This window comes from Streptomyces sp. AC1-42W (assembly GCF_003248355.1).
In the GTDB taxonomy this organism is placed as follows: Bacteria; Actinomycetota; Actinomycetes; order Streptomycetales; family Streptomycetaceae; genus Streptomyces.
The window spans coordinates 1514512-1532694 of the sequence record NZ_QKWY01000001.1; the positions used below are offsets into that span (position 1 = coordinate 1514512).

Annotated in this window: 13 protein-coding genes; 6 read left to right on the forward strand and 7 right to left on the reverse strand. The window is 72.3% G+C overall.

What is annotated here, in order from left to right:
* Positions 1–49: 49 nt before the first annotated feature.
* From DNK56_RS06890 to DNK56_RS06905, 4 genes are all read right to left on the reverse strand, one after another.
* A complete protein-coding gene (locus tag DNK56_RS06890; protein WP_111331435.1) occupies positions 50–2260 on the reverse strand; it encodes a tetratricopeptide repeat protein in 2211 nt (736 codons plus the stop codon).
* Complete coding sequence (locus tag DNK56_RS06895) at positions 2257–3576, reverse strand: hypothetical protein (protein WP_111331437.1); 1320 nt, start codon at positions 3574–3576, stop codon at positions 2257–2259. The genes DNK56_RS06890 and DNK56_RS06895 overlap by 4 nt, the downstream gene beginning before the upstream one ends.
* 736 nt (positions 3577–4312) lie before the next feature.
* Positions 4313–6163 (reverse strand): glycoside hydrolase family 3 protein, encoded by a 1851-nt coding sequence (locus tag DNK56_RS06900; RefSeq protein WP_111331439.1) that lies wholly within the window; start codon positions 6161–6163, stop codon positions 4313–4315.
* A gap of 181 nt (positions 6164–6344) precedes the next feature.
* Positions 6345–7265, reverse strand: coding sequence for a LysR family transcriptional regulator (locus DNK56_RS06905; RefSeq protein ID WP_111331441.1), 921 nt, complete (start codon positions 7263–7265; stop codon positions 6345–6347).
* A gap of 102 nt (positions 7266–7367) precedes the next feature.
* Here DNK56_RS06905 and DNK56_RS06910 point away from each other — a divergent pair, with 102 nt between their 5' ends.
* Positions 7368–8312, forward strand: coding sequence for an EamA family transporter (locus DNK56_RS06910; RefSeq protein WP_111331443.1), 945 nt, complete (start codon positions 7368–7370; stop codon positions 8310–8312).
* A gap of 19 nt (positions 8313–8331) precedes the next feature.
* Here DNK56_RS06910 and DNK56_RS06915 read toward each other — a convergent pair whose 3' ends face one another.
* Positions 8332–9120 carry a sugar phosphate isomerase/epimerase family protein gene (locus DNK56_RS06915; protein WP_111331445.1) on the reverse strand — a complete coding sequence of 263 codons (789 nt, stop codon included), beginning with the start codon at positions 9118–9120 and terminating at the stop codon, positions 8332–8334.
* A 77-nt stretch (positions 9121–9197) separates the two neighbouring features.
* The gene (locus tag DNK56_RS06920) at positions 9198–10262 is read right to left on the reverse strand and encodes a LacI family DNA-binding transcriptional regulator (RefSeq protein WP_111331447.1); all 1065 of its coding nucleotides are present in this window, start codon (positions 10260–10262) and stop codon (positions 9198–9200) included.
* Positions 10263–10380: 118 nt separating this feature from the next.
* Between DNK56_RS06920 and DNK56_RS06925 the strand changes: the two genes are divergently transcribed.
* Genes DNK56_RS06925 through DNK56_RS06935 form a run of 3 tightly spaced genes read left to right on the forward strand, consistent with a single transcriptional unit; the run spans position 10381 to position 13542 of the window.
* The gene (locus tag DNK56_RS06925; RefSeq protein ID WP_111331449.1) at positions 10381–11532 is read left to right on the forward strand and encodes a Gfo/Idh/MocA family protein; all 1152 of its coding nucleotides are present in this window, start codon (positions 10381–10383) and stop codon (positions 11530–11532) included.
* 40 nt (positions 11533–11572) lie between these two features.
* Positions 11573–12718, forward strand: coding sequence for a dihydrodipicolinate synthase family protein (locus DNK56_RS06930; RefSeq protein ID WP_111331451.1), 1146 nt, complete (start codon positions 11573–11575; stop codon positions 12716–12718).
* Complete coding sequence (locus DNK56_RS06935; protein ID WP_111331453.1) at positions 12715–13542, forward strand: sugar phosphate isomerase/epimerase family protein; 828 nt, start codon at positions 12715–12717, stop codon at positions 13540–13542. The genes DNK56_RS06930 and DNK56_RS06935 overlap by 4 nt, the downstream gene beginning before the upstream one ends.
* Positions 13543–13602: 60 nt before the next feature.
* Here DNK56_RS06935 and DNK56_RS06940 read toward each other — a convergent pair whose 3' ends face one another.
* Complete coding sequence (locus DNK56_RS06940) at positions 13603–14088, reverse strand: hypothetical protein (RefSeq protein ID WP_241989785.1); 486 nt, start codon at positions 14086–14088, stop codon at positions 13603–13605.
* 138 nt (positions 14089–14226) lie between these two features.
* Between DNK56_RS06940 and recD2 the strand changes: the two genes are divergently transcribed.
* Both recD2 and DNK56_RS06950 read left to right on the forward strand, forming a co-directional pair.
* On the forward strand, positions 14227–16548 hold the full coding sequence (gene recD2 / locus DNK56_RS06945; RefSeq protein WP_111331457.1) for an SF1B family DNA helicase RecD2: 2322 nt from the start codon (positions 14227–14229) through the stop codon (positions 16546–16548).
* 129 nt (positions 16549–16677) lie between these two features.
* Complete coding sequence (locus tag DNK56_RS06950) at positions 16678–17976, forward strand: citrate synthase (protein ID WP_111331460.1); 1299 nt, start codon at positions 16678–16680, stop codon at positions 17974–17976.
* Positions 17977–18183 lie beyond the last annotated feature (207 nt).

Consider the following 18183-nt stretch of genomic DNA (forward strand, 5'->3'; position numbering starts at 1 on the left):
CGGGCCCCCGTCCGCCGCACCCGGCGGCGGACGGGGGCCCGGTGCCGCACTACGCCCCGGCGAGTTCCGCGAGGCGGACGCGGGCCCGGTCGGCGTACGGGGAGGGGTCCAGCCCGGCGCAGAGCCCCAGGTCGCTCCGGGCGCCGTCGAGGTCGCCGCTCTCGGCGCGGCAGCCCGCCCGTTCCCACAGCAGCTCGTCCCGCTCGGCGTCCGGCAGCCCGAGGGCGGCGGTGAAGTCGTCGATCGCCTGCGGCCACCGTCCGGCGGAGCGGTTCACATAGCCGCGGTTGTAGAGCAGGGACGCGTCGGGGCCGACCAGCTCCAGGGCGCGGGTGAGGTCGTCCACCGCGTCGTCGGTCCGGCCCTGTTCCTGGGCGATGACCGCGCGGTTGGCCAGCGCCTCGTAGAGCTCCGGGTCGTGCTCCAGGGCCGCGGTGAAGTCGGCCAGCGCGGCCGCGGTGTCACCGTCCTCCAGGGCGAGCAGGCCCCGGGTGCAGAGCAGATCCGCGCTGTCGGGGTCATGGCGCAGCCCCTCGGCCACGTCCGCGCGGGCGCCCTCCGGGTCACCGCCCTCCAGCAGCAGGGACGCGCGGTTGATCCTGGCCCGCAGATAGTCCGGCTCCAGCTCCAGGACGTACCCGAAGTCGGCCAGGGCTCCCTTGACGTCACCGAGTTCGGCGCGCAGATCGCCCCGGTTGTAGTACGCCTCGGGGAACGGCGGGCTGACGTCGATGGCGGTCTGGTAGTCGGCCAGGGCCGCGTCGGTGTCGCCGGCCCGCCGGTGCAGCGAGGCCCGGTCGAAGTAGTACTCGGGGTGGTTGGGGTCGGCGGCGATCACCCGGGAGAGGTCGGCGATCCCCTCCTCGATCCGGCCCCGCGCGGCCCGTACCTGCCCCCGGTTGTGCAGCAGCACCGAGCGGTGCAGCTCGTGCTCGCCCGGTGCCAGGTCGGCGTCGAGCCGGGCCAGCCCCTCGGTCACCAGCTCCTCGGCCCGCTCCAGGTTGCCCATGTGCATCTCGACCAGGGCGAGTCCGTTCTCCTGGAAGACCTTCTGGAACGAGCGGGTGGCCTCGGGCATCTGCGAGGCCAGCGCGATGGCGGTGTGCAGATGGACGCGGGCGGTGAGGTGGTTGCGGGTCCCGGGCGCGCGGTGGCGGGTGTACAGCATGCCGAGCGCGTAGTTGGAGAACAGATGGACCATCGGGGTGGTGAAGCGGCTGCGCAGATCGAAGTAGATCTCCTCGGCCTCGTCCACCCGGCCCACCACGGCCAGCGCGCTGGTCAGCCGGGTGCTCGCCGTGCAGTACGCGTCCTCCTGCAGCTCCGGGTCGGCCAGCGCCCGCGCCCGCTGGGCCAGGTCGGCGGTCGCGTGGTAGAAGCCCATGTCCACACAGCGGCCGGCCGCGTCCAGGACCGCGCGCAGCCCGGCCCCGTGCGGGTCGCTGCCGCGCTCCAGGTGGTACGGGAGGGCGCCCAGCCGGTGGGCCTGCGGCGCGGTCCGCTCCAGCTCGGCGGCCCTGGCGTCGTGCAGCGCGGCCCGTACCGTCGCGGGCGCCGCCTCGTAGGCCGCGCGCTCGTCGGCGTCGTCGCAGCCGCCGTCGGACTCCACGTAGGCGCGGACCAGTTCGGCGGCCTCCCTCGGCGCGGCGGGCGCGGCGGGCGGGGCGGCGACCGGGGCGTCCACGCGCACGGCGTACCGGTCCAGGGCACCGGCCAGTTCGGCGGCGTGCGCGGGCAGCGGGTCGCCGGTGGTGGCCACGACGATGCGCAGCCGGGCCGGATCGACGCGGCGCAGGGCGATGGCGAGCAGCTCCTGCTCGGTGGCGTCGGCCGCGTGCACGGCGTCGAACCGCACGGTGACCGGCCGGTCGGTGGCGGCGGCCCACTGGTTCAGGAACTCCACCACCCCGTGGACCAGCCGCCGGGTCCGGGCCGGGCCGTAGAAGCGGGTGCGTTCCTCGGGGACGGCCAGCGAGGTGAGCGTTTCCCGCGAGGGCCGTACGACGGACTCCAGGCCGGGGGCGACCGACAGGAGTTCCACGTCGTGGGCGGTGACCGTGTCCGGGGAGCCGGCCCGTATCCGGGGCACCACCCGGTCGAGCAGGGCGGCGGTGCCCGCGTACGGGCCCCGGCCGTCCCGGTGGGCGGCGACCGCGTGGAACTCCCCTGCGGCGGACCGGGGCAGGACGGCGTCCAGCGCCGCGTCACGGTCCCGGCGGGTGCCACCGACGATCCACAGGTGGGCGGGTTGCTCGCTCATCGGCTGTGTTCCTGTTCTGCGTGAAGGGCCGCGGTGGTGGGCGCGGGTTCGGGTGCGGGGGTGTCGGCCGGTGCGGCCTGCGCGGGGTTCCCGTTCTGCTTGCGCTCCTGCCGGAGCCGTTGCTCGGCACGGGCGCGGGAGCGGTCGCGCAGGGCGACCACACCGGCGAGCCCGAACTGCACGACGCTCAGCACCAGGAAGCCGACGGTGTCCCAGAAACCGGAGTCCGGGTCGCCGGCCCGGCCGAGCCGGTCGACGAGGAGGCGCACGAAGTGGGCGAGAACCGGAACCGCGGTGAGGGCGGCCGTCAGCAGCATCACCAGGACACCGACCGCGGCGAACGGCGCGTACCAGCGCGCGACCCTGCGGTCCCGCTCCGACCACTGCTCCAGGTCGACCATGCGGTGGTGCAGGCCGAGCAGCCGGCAGCCGGTGTTGCGGATCAGCGCCCGCGTCGTGTCGTGCAGGGCCACACAGCCGAGAGCCGTGGAGAAGACGTAATAGAGGTCGGTGCGCAGAAAGAGGTAGAACTGCCAGACGAACCGGAGTGCGGTGGCAAATGCGAGGGCCACCGCGAAACGCCCGATAAGGGTAAGTTCATTGCCGTTCAGATGCGCGTCGAGAGCGGCTGCGAAGACCAGAAGACAGAACACCAGGGTATCGGCGACCATTCCGGCGAGGAAAGGCAGGTATCGCTTCTTCTTGGGGACTCCGAGCAGTCCGTTCAGTGTTGTTTCGAACACCACGAAATAAAGCCGTCGCCCCACGCCGAGGCTGGACGGAATGCCTATGCGCCGGCCCGCGAGCGCGTGGAAGGACTCATGGAGGAAGACGAACGGGAGCTGCGCGAAGAGCAGGCCGACTTGCACCAGCAGCAGCGACTCGGTGAAGAACAGGGTCCTCGGATAGGGGCGCACATCGGGCATGCGTACCAGGAGCACCACGCACACCACGGCCACCGCCGCGTAGACGATCCAGGCCGCAGGTGAGAAGACGGCCCGGCCGAGCCGTTCGTACCGCACCGCAGCCGGTTCCTCCGGAGCCGGCTCTTCCCCCTCGCTGAGAAGAAACCCCAGGTCATCCAGGGTCTCCAGGAAGGCGTCCATATCGACGGGCTCGTCGTAGGCGGCGTTGTACCAGGCGACCGCCTCGGCCAGGGGCATGCCGGTGGTGAGCTTGTGGAGCAGCAGCGCGCCGTCGGCGGGAAAGAGGGCGTACGAGTCGGTGCCGGTCCGGCCGACGAGCACCTCGTCGCCCTCGGGCACGAAGGTGAGTCGATGGAAGGCGGGCCCCGCGGTCCGCCGAGTATCCGCCATGCCTTCTCCGTGTCGGATGCGCCGGCGAACTTCCCGGCATTGTGTGGGTGAACCGGCGTGGTGCCCGGAATTCACTGAATTCCGGGCACCATGTACTGCGTCAGTTCTGGGCCGCGATGCACATCGTCGGCCAGTAAGCACTGGCGCTCGTGGTGAGCTTCACGCCACCGGTCTTGCGCACGACGATCTTCTTCATGGGAATCCCCCCTTTTCGATGGAATGATCTTTCGGTGCCGGCGTGCGGACTGCGAATTGCATTCAGTCCTGGGCCTTGGGCTCGTCAGTTATAGCACCGGCTCCCCGTTTGTTGCCAGGACGTGAAAGTTCCCGTGCGGCCGGTGGGATTTATTTCGGCCGAGGTGGGGATTACGGGTTTGACGCGGCCACGACCATTCCACCTGCTGTTCGAACGGTCGTCCGGCGCACGGGGCCGGGCAGGGCGCGGGCCCGCCGCCCCAGGAAGCGGAACGCCTCTTCCCGGGGTGACGGGCCCGAAGCCCGAGGTCACGGGGTACCGGAAGCGGAATCCGGCGGCCCGCCCGGGTACCGCGACCCCCGCCGGCGCCCCCGCCGGGGCGCGCGCACCGCCCCCGGTACTCCTGACCAGAACTCGTCATCGGGGCCCCGTGCAGCCGGGACGCCGACCCCGAACTGTGGAGGGGGCGTGAACGCGCGGCGAACGTTCGACCCCTGGCGGCGGAGCCCGGTGACCCCTGGGCGGGGGTGCCCGGCGCCCCTAGTACGTCAGCCCGTAGCCCACCGGATACAGCACCTTCGACGGGTCGTCGGCCCGCTGCACCGGCACCGGGAGCTTCCCCTCCGGCCGGACCCGGCCCGCGATCACCCGGGCCGCCGCGCGCAGCTCCACATCGGTCCAGGAGTACGCGGCCAGGTGCGCCGCGTGCCCGGTCCCCGCCAGCTGGGCGATGTCGTACGGATTGCGGATGGCGAGGGTGATCACCGGGATGCCGGTCGCGGCCAGCGCGCTCACCAGCGTCCGCTGCGAACTGGTCGCCGAGACGTTGTACGTCCCCACCACCACCGCGTCCTTGCCCGCGGCCGCCGCCACCGCCGCGTCGATGGCGGCCCGGCTCGGCGCGGTCCCGGTGGACAGCGCGGTCGCCGTGAAGCCCAGCTCGGTGAACGCCCCGGCCAGCGTCGCGGTCGGCGGCCCCGTGGTGCCCGAGGGGGACGCCGGGTCGGCGCCGACCACCAGCAGGTTGCGGTGCGAGCGGCGCGACAGCGGCAGCAGCCGGCCCTCGTCGGCCAGCAGGGTCGTCGTGCGCTCGGCGATCCGGTCGGCGGCGGCCAGGTGCGCGTGGGTGCCCACCGTGCGGTCCACGCCGCGCGCGGTGACGTAGGGCCGGTCGAACAGCCCCAGCTTCGCCTTGAGGCGCAGGATGCGCAGGATCGATTCGTCGAGCCGGGCCTCGGTGATCTCGCCGCTCTTGACGGCCGCCAGCAGCGCGTTCCACGAGACGTCCAGGCTCGGCGGGTTGAGGAGCTGGTCCACACCGGCTCGGACCGCGAGGACCGGCACCCGTTCGTCCCCGTACTTCGTGCGCACGCCCTGCATGCCCAGCGAGTCGGTGACCACCACACCGTCGTAGCCCAGCTCCTCGCGCAGGATGCCGGTGAGGATCGGCGCGGAGAGCGTGGCCGGGTCCTCGGACGGGTCGAGCGCGGGCACCACGATGTGCGCGGTCATGATGGAGTCGATGCCCGCCGCGACGGCCGCCCGGAACGGCGGCGCGTCCAGCTCGGCCCACTGCTCGCGGGTGTGCCCGATGACCGGCAGGCCGGTGTGGCTGTCGGTGCTGGTGTCGCCGTGGCCGGGGAAGTGCTTGGCGGTGGCGGCGATTCCGGCGCTCTGATACCCCTTCACCTGGGCGGCGACCAGACCCGCCACGGACTGCGGGTCCGAGCCGAAGGAGCGGACGCCGATCACCGGGTTGGCCGGGTTCACGTTGACGTCGGCGTCCGGCGCGTAGTTCTGCCGGATGCCGATGGCGGCCAGCTCGGCGCCCGCGATCCGCCCGGCCCGGCGGGCGTCGGAGCGCGAACCCCCGGCGCCCAGCGCCATCGCGCCGGGCATCAGCGTGGCCGGTTCGCCGACGCGGCAGACGATGCCGTGCTCCTGGTCGGTGGAGATCAGCAGCGGCAGCGGGGTCGGACCCGCCAGGCCCGCGCGCTGGATGCCGTTGGACAGCTCGGCGATCTGGTGCGGATCACGGGTGTTGTGCGCCCAGGCGAAGTAGATGATGCCGCCCACGTGGTACTTGGCGATCATCTCGGCCGCCGTACGCACTCCGATCTCGGCGAGGTTGGCATCGATGTCGGCCTGGTCCGGGTCGGTGGCCGAGTGCCCGTAGACCCGCATGACGAAGAGCTGGCCGACCTTCTCCTCCAGGCTCATCCGGGAGATGAGCCGCTTCAGCCGCCGGGTCGTGGCGGCTGAGGTGTGGCTGCTGTGCGCGGCGCCGGGGGAGGCGAGGGCGCCGGGGGCGGTGGCCATGCCCGCGGCCGCGGCGACGGCGGTGGCTGCGGTGGCGGTGAGAAGGGTCCGTCTGGAGGTGCGGTGGGGCACGTGAGCTCCTTCGGCCGTACTCGGTGACGAGGGGGTGGTGAAAGAAACTGCCAAGAAGCACGGATATCCAGAAAATAACTTCCGGTCAAGGGTGCGGGCGGTTCCGCGCGCGTCCCTCCTGTCCGTTGCCGCTCCTTGCCGGCCCGCCACCGCTCGTCGCCGCTTCTCGCGCGCGCCGCTGCTACACCTTGTCCGACCGCAGCCCCGCGCCCGCCCCGTGCGCCCGGAGCGCCGCCACCGCCGCCGTGATCGCGGGCCGCCGCGCGGCGCCCGTACGCCACAGCGCGTACAGCCGGCGCACCGGCACCGGGTCCATCCGCACCGCCACCACACCCTGCGGCAGCGGGCCGCGCCCCAGCCGGGGGATCATCGCCACCCCCAGCCCCGCGGCCAGCAGGGCGAGTTGGGTGTGGTTCTCCTCCGCGCGGTGCCGGATGTCCGGCTCGTACCCCGCCGCGCGCAGCGTCCGTACGAGCCAGTCGTGGCAGACCGTGCCCGGCGGCTGGCAGATCCACCGCTCCCGGGCCAGCTCCTCGCGCCGCACCCCGTCCCGGCCCGCCAGCCGGTGCCCCGCCGGGACCAGCAGATCGCACAGGTCGTCCCCGATCACCGCCTGCGCCACGCCCTCCGGCGCCGGCAGCGGGGCGATGTCCCAGTCGTGCGCCACGGCCAGATCGATCACGCCCTTGGCCACCAGGTCCACCGACAGATGCGGATCGACCTCGGTCAGCCGCACGTCCAGCTCCGGGTGGGCCCGCTCCAGATCCGCCAGCACACCGGGCAGCAGCCCGCGCGCCGCCGAGGCGAACGCGGCCACCGAGAGCCGCCCGGTCGGCAGCCCCCTGCGCTCCTCCAGCGAGGTCTCCGCGCTCTCCATGATCGTCAGCAGCTGTTCGGCGGCGGACACCAGATGGACCGCCTCGTCGGTCAGGGCCACGCCCCGCCCGCGCCGTTCGAGCAGGGTGGTGCGGGTCTCCCGCTCCAGCTTGGTGATCTGCTGCGAGACGGCCGACGCGGTGTAGCCGAGGGCCGCCGCCGCACCCGCGACCGATCCGTGGACGGAGACCGCGTGCAGGGCGCGCAGCCGGGCGAGATCGAGCATCCGGGACCTCCCGAGCGGGCCATGAGTCATTAGCGTTGCTCAATTCCACCATGAAGAAACGCGCGCTGGTGCTACATGGTCGGGCCGGGTGATCCTCGCTGCATGCGTCCCCTGCACATCGCCCTGGCCGCCCTGGTGGCAGCCGTCTGGGGTGTCAACTTCGTCGTCATCGAGCTGGGTCTCGGCCACTTCCCGCCGCTCCTGTTCTCCGCCCTGCGCTTCCTGGCCGCCGCGCTGCCCGCCGTCCTCCTCGTCGGCCGGCCGAAGGTCGCCTGGAAGTGGATCGTGGGCGTCGGGCTGGTGCTGGGGGTCGCCAAGTTCGGGCTGCTGTTCATCGGGATGGACCGGGGGATGGGCGCCGGGCTCTCCTCGCTTGTCCTCCAGGTCCAGGCCGTGTTCACCGCCCTCTTCGCGGCCGTGGCCCTCGGCGAACGGCCGGGCGGGGTACGGCTCCTGGGCATGGCGGTGGCGCTGGCCGGTATCGGGGTCGCGGCCGTCGACGAGGGGGCGAGCGGGCCGGTCCTCGCGTTCGTCCTGGTCGTCGCGGCGGCGGCCTGCTGGGGCGTGTCCAATGTGCTGACCCGGAAGGCGGCCCCGCCGGACGCCCTCAACTTCATGGTCTGGGTCTCGACCGTGCCCGTACTGCCGCTGCTCGGGCTCTCGCTGCTCTTCGAGGGCTGGGACCGCGACCGCGCGGCGCTGGCCGGGCTCGACTGGAGCGGCGCCGGGATCATCGTCTACGTCGCTTGGATCACCACCGTGTTCGGCTTCGGTGCCTGGGGCTTCCTGCTCAGCCGCTACCAGGCGTCCTCCGTCGCCCCGTTCACCCTGCTGGTGCCGGTCTTCGGGATGTCCTCGGCCGCGCTGTTCCTGGGCGAGTCGGTGAGCGCGCTGCGGTGGTGCGCGGCGGCGCTGCTGGTCGGCGGGGTCGCGCTCACGTCTCTCGCGGGAACGCGCCGGACGCGCGGAACGGCGGTACGGGAGCCGGCGCCCGCGCCCGCCGAGAAGCCCGCCGAGAAGCCGGCCGAGGAGCCTGCCCCCGCCTGACCCGGACCGCTGCCCCGGCCTACTGCTTGGGCGCCCCCAGCCGCAGCAGATACTCGCGCCCCGCGCCCAGCAGCCCCGGCAGCTCCGCCGCCTCCGGGTACCAGCGCTTCTCGTACTCCCAGCAGACCCAGCCGTCCGGGTCCAGCGCGTCCAGGCAGTCCCGCAGCGGCAGCACCCCCGCACCCGGCACCAGCGGCGTGGTGTCCGCAGCCGATGCGATGTCCTTCACCTGTACGTAGCCCAGGTGCGGGGCCAGCACCGCGTGACTGGCCACCGGCTCCTCGCCCGCCAGCCAGGTGTGCATGACGTCCCACAGCGCGCCGACGGCCCCGTGCCCCACCGCACCGGCCACCCGGGCCACGTCGGCCCCCGCCCGGTGCGAGTCGTGGGTCTCCAGCAGGATGCGTACGCCCAGATCGGCGGCGTACGGGGCGGCCGCGCCCAGCCGGCGCGCGGCGATCGCGTCGGCCGCCCCCGGGGCCTGATCACCGCCGCCGGGGAACACCCGGACGTACGGCGCGCCCAGCTCGCCGGCCAGCCGGGTCAGCGCGGCCAGCTCCTCCAGGACCGGCCCGTCGTCGCCCTCGGCGGCGACCTTCGCGTACCCGGCGATCCCCAGGACCCCGACCCCGGCGCGCTCGAACGCGGCGCGCGCGGCGGCCCGTTCGGAGGCGTCGAGCCCCAGGTGCACCGGCTCCTCCGGGTGGGCGCGCAGCTCCACCCCCTGGTAGCCGTGCCCGGTGGCCAGCCGGACCACCTCGGGCAGGGGCAGTCCCGGCACCCCGAGGGTGGAGAAAGCGAGCTTCACGTCCGTGGTCCTTCCGTCATTCGCCGCCGCAGGTCAGCAGGCGGGTGCCCCCTCGCGTACCCCGTCCCGCGCGGGACTCACGCCCGGGGCGGGGCCGTCGAGCCGCGCACCATCAGCTCGGCCGGGATCAGCGCGATGCCGCCCGGCGGCGGCTCCTCCTTGCCCATGGCCAGCCGGCCCGCCCGCGCCCCCGCCTCGAACAGCGGCAGCCGTACGGTCGTCAGCGCCGGGACCACGTCCACCGAGAACGGCAGGTCGTCGAAGCCGGCCACCGAGATGTCCTCCGGGATGCGCAGCCCCCGGTCCCGGATCGCCGCCGCCGCGCCGAGCGCCACCGTGTCGTTGGCGGCGACGACGGCGGTGATCCCCGGTTCACGGCGCAGCAGTTCGACGGTGGCGTCGTAGCCGGAGCCCCGGTCGTACGAGCCGTGCACGGTCAGCCGGTCCTCGTCGCCGGCCGCGCCCGCCGACCGCATCGCCTCGCGGTGCCCGGCCAGCCGGTGGCGGGTCGTGGTGCGTTCCAGCGGGCCCGCGACATAGCCGATGCTGCGATGGCCCAGCGAGAGCAGATGCCGGGTCAGGCGCGCGGCCCCGCCCTGGTTGTCGAAGGCGAGCGCGGCCACCACGGAGGCCCCGTCCGGCAGCGGCGGCCGCCCGCACAGCACGACGCGGGTGCCCGCCTCGGCGAGCTTCGTCAGCTTCGCGGCCATCGCCGACTGGTGCTCCGGGTCCTCCACCGCGCCCCCGGTGAGGACGACGGCGGCGGCGCGCTGGCGCTGGAGCAGAGTGAGATAGGTCAGCTCGCGGGCGGGGGAGCCGCCGGTGTTGCAGACGACCGCCAGCTTCTCGCCGCCCGCCCGCCCGGAGCCGTCGCCCGGCCCGCCGATCTCGGTCTGCGCGGCGCCCGCCATGATCCCGAAGAACGGGTCCGCGATGTCGTTGACGAGGACCCCGACCAGGTCGGACGTGGCGGCGGCCAGGGCGCTGGCCTGCCCGTTCAGCACGTAGTCCAGCTCGTCCACCGCGCGCAGCACCCGCTCCCGGGTGGCGGCCGCCACCGGGTAGTTGCCGTTCAGCACACGGGACACGGTGGCCGGGGACACCCGGGCGCGGGCCGCCACGTCCGCCAGGGTGACTGTCATCGCATTCCTCCGGGGCCTGAAACGGATCGGGGCGCCCCCTCTTGTCCGGGCCGCAGTCCGCAGGCTAGCGTCATCTCGTATAGAAAGCGCTTGCTACGGCCGTATGGAGGGAACTTTCGTGACACGCAGGACAGTGCGCATCGCCATGAACGGCGTCACGGGACGCATGGGATACCGGCAGCACCTGGTGCGCTCGATCCTCGCGATCCGCGAGCAGGGCGGCCTCGACCTCGGTGACGGCGACGTGCTGTGGCCCGAACCGGTCCTCGTCGGCCGCCGGGCCCACGCGCTGGAGGAACTCGCCGAGCGCCACGGCCTCACCGAGTGGTCCACCGACCTCGACGCGGTCCTCGCGGACGACACCGTGGACATCTACTTCGACGCCCAGGTCACCCGGGCACGGGTGGAGGCGATCAAGAAGGCCGTCGCCGCCGGCAAGCACATCTACACCGAGAAGCCCACCGCCACGGACGTGCGGGGCGCCCTCGACCTGGCCCGCCTCGCCCAGGAGGCCGGCGTCAAGCACGGCGTCGTCCAGGACAAGATCTTCCTGCCGGGCCTGCTGAAGCTGAAGCGCCTCATCGACGGCGGCTTCTTCGGCGAGATCCTCTCCGTGCGCGGCGAGTTCGGCTACTGGGTCTTCGAGGGCGACTGGCAGGAGGCCCAGCGCCCCTCCTGGAACTACCGCGCGGAGGACGGCGGCGGCATCGTCGTGGACATGTTCCCGCACTGGGAGTACGTGCTCCACGAGCTGTTCGGCCGGGTCACCACCGTGCAGGCCCACGTCCAGACCCACATCCCCGAGCGGCGCGACGAGCACGGCAAGCCCTACGCCGCGACCGCCGACGACGCCGCCTACGGCATCTTCCAGCTGGAGGGCGGCGCCGTCGCCCAGATCAACTCCTCCTGGACGGTCCGGGTCAACCGCGACGAACTGGTCGAGTTCCAGGTGGACGGCACCCACGGCTCCGCCGTCGCCGGCCTGCGCAACTGCCGTGTCCAGCACCGCTCGGCCACCCCGAAGCCGGTCTGGAACCCGGACCTGCCCGTCACCGAGCCGTTCCGCGACCAGTGGCAGGAGGTCCCGGACAACGCGGTCTTCGACAACGGTTTCAAGGCCCAGTGGGAGCTGTTCCTGCGTCACATCGTGCTGGACGAGCCCTACACCTGGGATCTGATGGCGGGCGCGCGCGGTGTGCAGCTCGCGGAGCTGGGCCTGAAGTCCCACGCCGAGGGCCGCCGCCTGGACGTCCCCGAGCTGTCGCTGTGACCCGTCGCCATCCCTCCCACGGACCAACGGAGCCGTCACCGTGACCCTTCACCTCCCGCAGGGCCCCTACGAGCCCCGTGCCATCCCGCTCGACCTCGCCCCGGCCGGGGCGCCGCTCGCCTCCCGTACGGTCTTTTCCGCGGCGCACGTCGTCGCCGACCCGTACGCCGACGTCACCCCCGACTCGCCCGCCGCCGTCGACTGGGACGCCACCCTCGCCTTTCGCCGCCACCTCTGGTCGCACGGGCTGGGCGTCGCCGAGGCCATGGACACCGCGCAGCGCGGCATGGGCCTGGACTGGGCGGGCGCCGAGGAGCTGATCCGCCGCTCGGCCGCCGAGGCGAAGTCGGTCGGCGGCCGCATCGCCTGCGGCGTCGGCACCGACCAGCTGCCGCCCGGCCCGGCCACGCTCGCCGAGGTGCGGGCCGCGTACGAGGAACAGCTCGCCGTCGTCGAGGAGAGCGGCGGCCAGGCCGTCCTCATGGCCTCCCGCGCCCTCGCCGCCGCCGCGAAGGGCCCCCAGGACTACCTGGACACGTACGCCCACCTGCTGCGCCAGGCCACCGAACCGGTCGTCCTGCACTGGCTGGGCCCGATGTTCGACCCGGAGCTCGAAGGCTACTGGGGCTCCACCGACCTGGACCTGGCCACCGACACCTTCCTCCAGGTCATCGCGGAGCACCCGGACAAGGTCGACGGCATCAAGATGTCGCTGCTCGACGCGGACCGCGAGATCGACGTGCGCCGCCGGCTGCCCGGCGGGGTGCGCTGCTACACCGGCGACGACTTCAACTACCCGGAGCTGATCGCCGGCGACGACCGGGGCTTCAGCCACGCGCTGCTCGGCATCTTCGACCCGCTGGGCCCGCTGGCCGCGCACGCGGTACGGGTGCTGGACACGGGCGACACCCAGGGCTTCCGCGCACTCCTCGACCCGACCGTCGAGCTGTCCCGGCACCTCTTCCGGGCGCCGACCCGCTACTACAAGACGGGTGTGGTGTTCCTGGCCTGGCTGGCCGGCCACCAGGACCACTTCACGATGGTGGGCGGCCTGCAGTCGGCCCGTTCGGTGCCGCACCTGGCGAAGGCGTACGAACTCGCCGACCGGCTCGGCCTGTTCCCGGACCCGGAGCTGGCGGAGTCCCGGATGCGCGCGTTCCTGACCGTCAACGGAGGCACCCGATGAGCGACGGCCGGCTCTCCCTCAACCAGGAGACCATCAAGCAGTGGTCGCTCCCCGAGCTGGCCGCGGGCTGCGCGAAGGCGGGCGTCGACAAGGTCGGCCTGTGGCGGGCCCCGGTGCAGGCGTACGGGGTCGGGGCGACGGCCCGCCTCCTCGCCGACCACGGACTGTCCGTCACCAGCCTGTGCCGGGGCGGCTTCCTCACCGCGTCGGACCCGGCGGGGCGGGCCCGCGCCCTGGACGACAACCGGGCCGCGCTCGACGAGGCGGCGGGCCTGGCCACGGACACCCTGGTCCTCGTCTCGGGCGGGCTGCCGGAGGGCAGCCGCGACCTGTACGGCGCCCGCGAGCGCATCGCGGACGCCCTGGCCGAACTGGTCCCGTACGCGGCGGAGCGCGGGGTGCGGCTCGCCATCGAGCCGCTGCACCCGATGTTCGCCGCCGACCGCTGCGTCGTCTCGACGCTCTCCCAGGCCCTGGACCTCGCGGAGCGCTTCCCGGCCGAGCACGTCGGCGTGGTCGTGGACACGTACCACCTCTGGTGGGACGACCGGGCGCCCGCCCAGATCGCGCGGGCCGGCGCGGGCGGCCGCATCCACTCCTTCCAGCTCGCGGACTGGATCACCCCGCTCCCGGCGGGCGTCCTGCTGGGCCGCGGCCAACTCGGCGACGGCAGCGTGGACTTCCGGTTCTTCCGCCGCGCGGTGGAAGAGGCGGGCTTCGACGGCCCGATCGAGGTGGAGATCTTCAACGAGGCCCTGTGGGCGCGCGACGGCGCGGAGGTCCTCGCGGAGGTGGCGGCCCGCTACACCGAGCACGCCTGCTGAACGACGCCCCCGCTCCCCGGGGCCCGGCTGTGCGGTCCGGGCCCCGAGGAGGGCGTGGCCCTAGATCCCGACGACGCTGCCGCAGGTGATCGTGCCGTCCACGGTGATCGACGCGCCGCTCGGATCGGTCGGCTCCAGCTTCAGCCCGGCCACGGTGACGACCCAGGTGTCGCCGCTCTCACGGCCGGTGACGCCGGGTGCGGCGGCGTGCAGATAGGTCGTGCCGTCCTTCGTGGTGAGCGTGACCATCGCCTTCTCGCCGCTCACGGCGGCGGTGAAGGACGGCTTCGCGGGGTTCTCGCTGTCCGCATTGGCGGGCGCGGTGATGGCGGTGAGCTTGCCGTCGAGGGTGGCGCAGCCGACGCTGTCGATGCTCAGCTTCCCGCCGTCCCCGCCCTTGTAGGTCAACTCGGCGCTCCCCTTGCCGCCGCTCGTACCCTCGCTGCCCTTGCCGGAGCCGCCGTCGTCCGACGAGCAGCCGGTCAGCGCGAGCGCGGCAGCGGCGAGCGCCACGAGAGACAGCGACAACGCACGGGACCTGGACACACGCGACACCTTTCACCGGCCGAACGGAACGCCAACGTACAACCGACCCACCACCACCCGACAGTGCGCCGGGCGGGCCCGACCACCGATTCCCGGTGCGCGGGTCGCGTTGTCGGGGCCGGGCGGTAGCGTCGCGGCATGGTTGACGACGCACCCCACCACTCCGGCCCGGCCGTCCTCGAAGGCGTCCTGGAGCGGATCACGTACGCCAATGAGGAGAACGGGTACACCGTCGCGCGGGTGGACACCGGGCGGGGGAGCGGCGATCTGCTCACCGTGGTGGGGGCGCTGCTCGGCGCGCAGCCGGGGGAGTCGTTGCGGATGGAGGGGCGCTGGGGCTCCCACGCGCAGTACGGCAAGCAGTTCGTCGTGGAGAACTACACGACGATTCTGCCCGCCACCATCCAGGGCATCCGCCGTTACCTGGGCTCCGGTCTGATCAAGGGCATCGGGCCCGTCATGGCCGACCGGATCACCACCCATTTCGGTGTGGACACGCTGGACATCATCGAGCGGGAGCCCAAGCGGCTCATCGAGGTGCCCGGCCTCGGCCCCAAGCGGACGAAGATGATCGCCGCCGCCTGGGAGGAGCAGAAGGCGATCAAGGAGGTCATGGTCTTCCTCCAGGGCGTCGGCGTCTCGACGTCGATCGCCGTGCGGATCTACAAGAAGTACGAGGACGCCTCGATCTCCGTCGTGAAGAACCAGCCCTACCGGCTGGCCGCCGACGTCTGGGGCATCGGCTTCCTGACCGCCGACCGGATCGCCCAGGCCGTCGGCATCCCGCACGACAGCCCGGAACGGGTCAAGGCCGGCCTTCAGTACGCGCTGTCGCAGTCCACCGACCAGGGCCACTGCTTCCTGCCCGAGGAACGGCTCATCGCGGACGCGGTGAAGCTGCTCCAGGTGGACACCGGCCTCGTCATCGACTGCCTGGCCGAGCTGGCCGGGGAACCGGAGGGCGTCGTACGCGAGAAGGTGCCGTCGCCGGAGGGCGGCGAGCCGGTCACGGCGGTGTATCTGGTGCCGTTCCACCGCGCGGAGATCTCGCTCGCCGCCCAGGTGCGCCGGCTGCTGCGGACACCGGAGGAGCGGATGCCGGCCTTCGCGGACGTGGACTGGGACAAGGCGCTGAGGTGGCTCGCGGGCCGGACCGGCGCCACGCTGGCGCCCGAGCAGGAGGCCGCCGTACGGCTCGCGCTCACCCGGAAGGTCGCCGTGCTGACCGGCGGCCCCGGCTGCGGCAAGTCGTTCACGGTCCGGTCCATCGTGGAGCTGGCGCGGGCCAAGAAGGCCAAGGTGGTGCTCGCCGCGCCCACCGGCAGGGCGGCCAAGCGGCTCTCGGAGCTGACGGGGGCCGAGGCGTCCACCGTGCACCGGCTCCTGGAGCTGAAGCCCGGCGGCGACGCGGCGTACGACCGGGACCGTCCGCTGGACGCCGATCTCGTCGTCGTGGACGAGGCGTCGATGCTCGATCTGCTGCTGGCCAACAAGCTGGTCAAGGCGGTGGCACCCGGTGCCCACCTGTTGCTCGTCGGCGATGTGGACCAGCTGCCCTCGGTGGGGGCGGGGGAGGTGCTGCGGGATCTGCTGGCGGACGGCGGCCCGGTGCCGGCGGTCCGGCTGACCACTATTTTCCGCCAGGCCCAGCAGTCGGGCGTCGTCACCAACGCGCACCGCATCAACTCCGGCGTACCGCCCCTCACCCAGGGGCTCAGCGACTTCTTCCTCTTCGTGGAGGACGAGACGGAGGACGCCGGGGTGCTCGCGGTGGACGTCGCCGCCCGCCGTATTCCGGCCAAGTTCGGACTGAACGCGCGGCGGGACGTACAGGTGCTCGCGCCGATGCACCGGGGCCCGGCCGGGGCCGGTCATCTCAACGGGCTGCTCCAGCAGGCGATCACCCCCGGCCGGCCCGACGTGCCGGAGAAGCGGTTCGGCGGCCGGGTGTTCCGGGTCGGCGACAAAGTCACCCAGATCCGCAACAACTACGACAAGGGCGCCAACGGCGTCTTCAACGGCACGGTCGGCGTCGTCACCGGCCTCGACCTGGACGAACAGCGGCTGACGGTGCTCACCGACGAGGACGAGGAGATCGGCTACGACTTCGACGAGCTGGACGAGCTGTCCCACGCGTACGCCATGACGATCCATCGTTCCCAGGGCAGCGAGTACCCGGCCGTGGTCATCCCCGTCACCAAGAGCGCCTGGATGATGCTCCAGCGGAACCTTCTGTACACCGCCGTCACCCGGGCCAAGAAGCTCGTCGTCCTCGTCGGTTCCCGGCAGGCGATCGGCCAGGCGGTCCGCACGGTTTCCGCAGGCAGACGCTGTACGGCGCTGGATCACCGGCTCTCCGGAGACCTCGATGGAGGAGCGTCGGTAAAAATGATCGATCAAAACGGTGGGAAACATCACGGAGGTCTTCCGGAACCGGAGTCAAGGGGGCAGGATGGCTAAGCTCGCGGCACTCAGTGCCGCGAGTAGGTCCAATGGACGACCCCGAGTGCACTCTCCTGAGCCAAATGGGGGAGGGTGGAGACAGTCAGGGAACCTCGAAGAAGAGGCACTACGTCGGTGAGGGATGACGTGAGCGAGCACACCAACAACGCTGTGGTACTTCGGTACGGCGATGGCGAGTACACCTACCCGGTGATCGACAGCACCGTCGGCGACAAGGGCTTCGACATCGGGAAGCTCCGGGCGAACACCGGCCTGGTGACGCTGGACAGCGGATACGGCAACACCGCTGCCTATAAATCGGCCATCACCTACCTCGACGGTGAGCAGGGCATTCTGCGCTACCGCGGCTACCCCATCGAGCAGCTCGCCGAGCGCTCGACGTTCCTCGAGGTCGCCTACACGCTGATCAACGGCGAGCTTCCCAAGGTCGACGAGCTGTCGGCCTTCAAGAACGAGATCACCCAGCACACCCTGCTGCACGAGGACGTCAAGCGCTTCTTCGACGGCTTCCCGCGCGACGCCCACCCGATGGCCATGCTGTCCTCGGTCGTCAGCGCGCTGTCCACGTTCTACCAGGACAGCCACAACCCGTTCGACGAGGAGCAGCGCCACCTCTCGACGATCCGGCTGCTCGCCAAGCTCCCGACCATCGCCGCGTACGCGTACAAGAAGTCGATCGGTCACCCGTTCGTCTACCCGCGCAACGACCTCGGCTACGTCGAGAACTTCCTGCGCATGACCTTCTCCGTGCCGGCCCAGGAGTACGTGCCGGACCCGGTCATCGTCTCGGCGCTCGACAAGCTCCTCATCCTGCACGCGGACCACGAGCAGAACTGCTCGACCTCCACCGTGCGCCTGGTCGGCTCCTCGCAGGCGAACATGTTCGCCTCGATCTCCGCCGGCATCTCCGCCCTCTGGGGCCCCCTGCACGGCGGCGCCAACCAGTCCGTCCTGGAGATGCTGGAAGGCATCCAGGCCAACGGCGGCGACGTCGACTCCTTCATCCGCAAGGTGAAGAACAAGGAGGACGGCGTCCGCCTGATGGGCTTCGGCCACCGGGTGTACAAGTCCTTCGACCCGCGTGCCAAGATCATCAAGGCCGCCGCCCACGACGTGCTGTCCGCGCTCGGCAAGTCCGACGAGCTGCTCGACATCGCGCTCAAGCTGGAGGAGCACGCGCTCTCCGACGAGTACTTCGTCTCGCGCAACCTCTACCCGAACGTGGACTTCTACACGGGCCTCATCTACCGCGCGATGGGCTTCCCGACCGAGATGTTCACCGTGCTGTTCGCCATCGGCCGGCTCCCCGGCTGGATCGCCCAGTGGCACGAGATGATCAAGGAGCCGGGTTCCCGCATCGGCCGCCCGCGCCAGATCTACACCGGCGAGGTCCTGCGCGACTTCGTCCCGGTCGAGAGCCGCTGAACGACCTCTTCCGCATCACCCCGGCCCTGACTGACGCCGGACCCCCGCGCCCCCGCCTGCCGCGCCTCGCCCCGAGCGACGCGGAGCCGGGGGCGCGGTGCGTGTGCGGTGGGTGTGCTTTGTGCCGCGTGCGCTGCGGTTTCGCGCCGGGAGCGCTCCCGTGTAAGCGAGAAGCGCCCCGCCGTCGATCCCCCCACGGGCCGACAG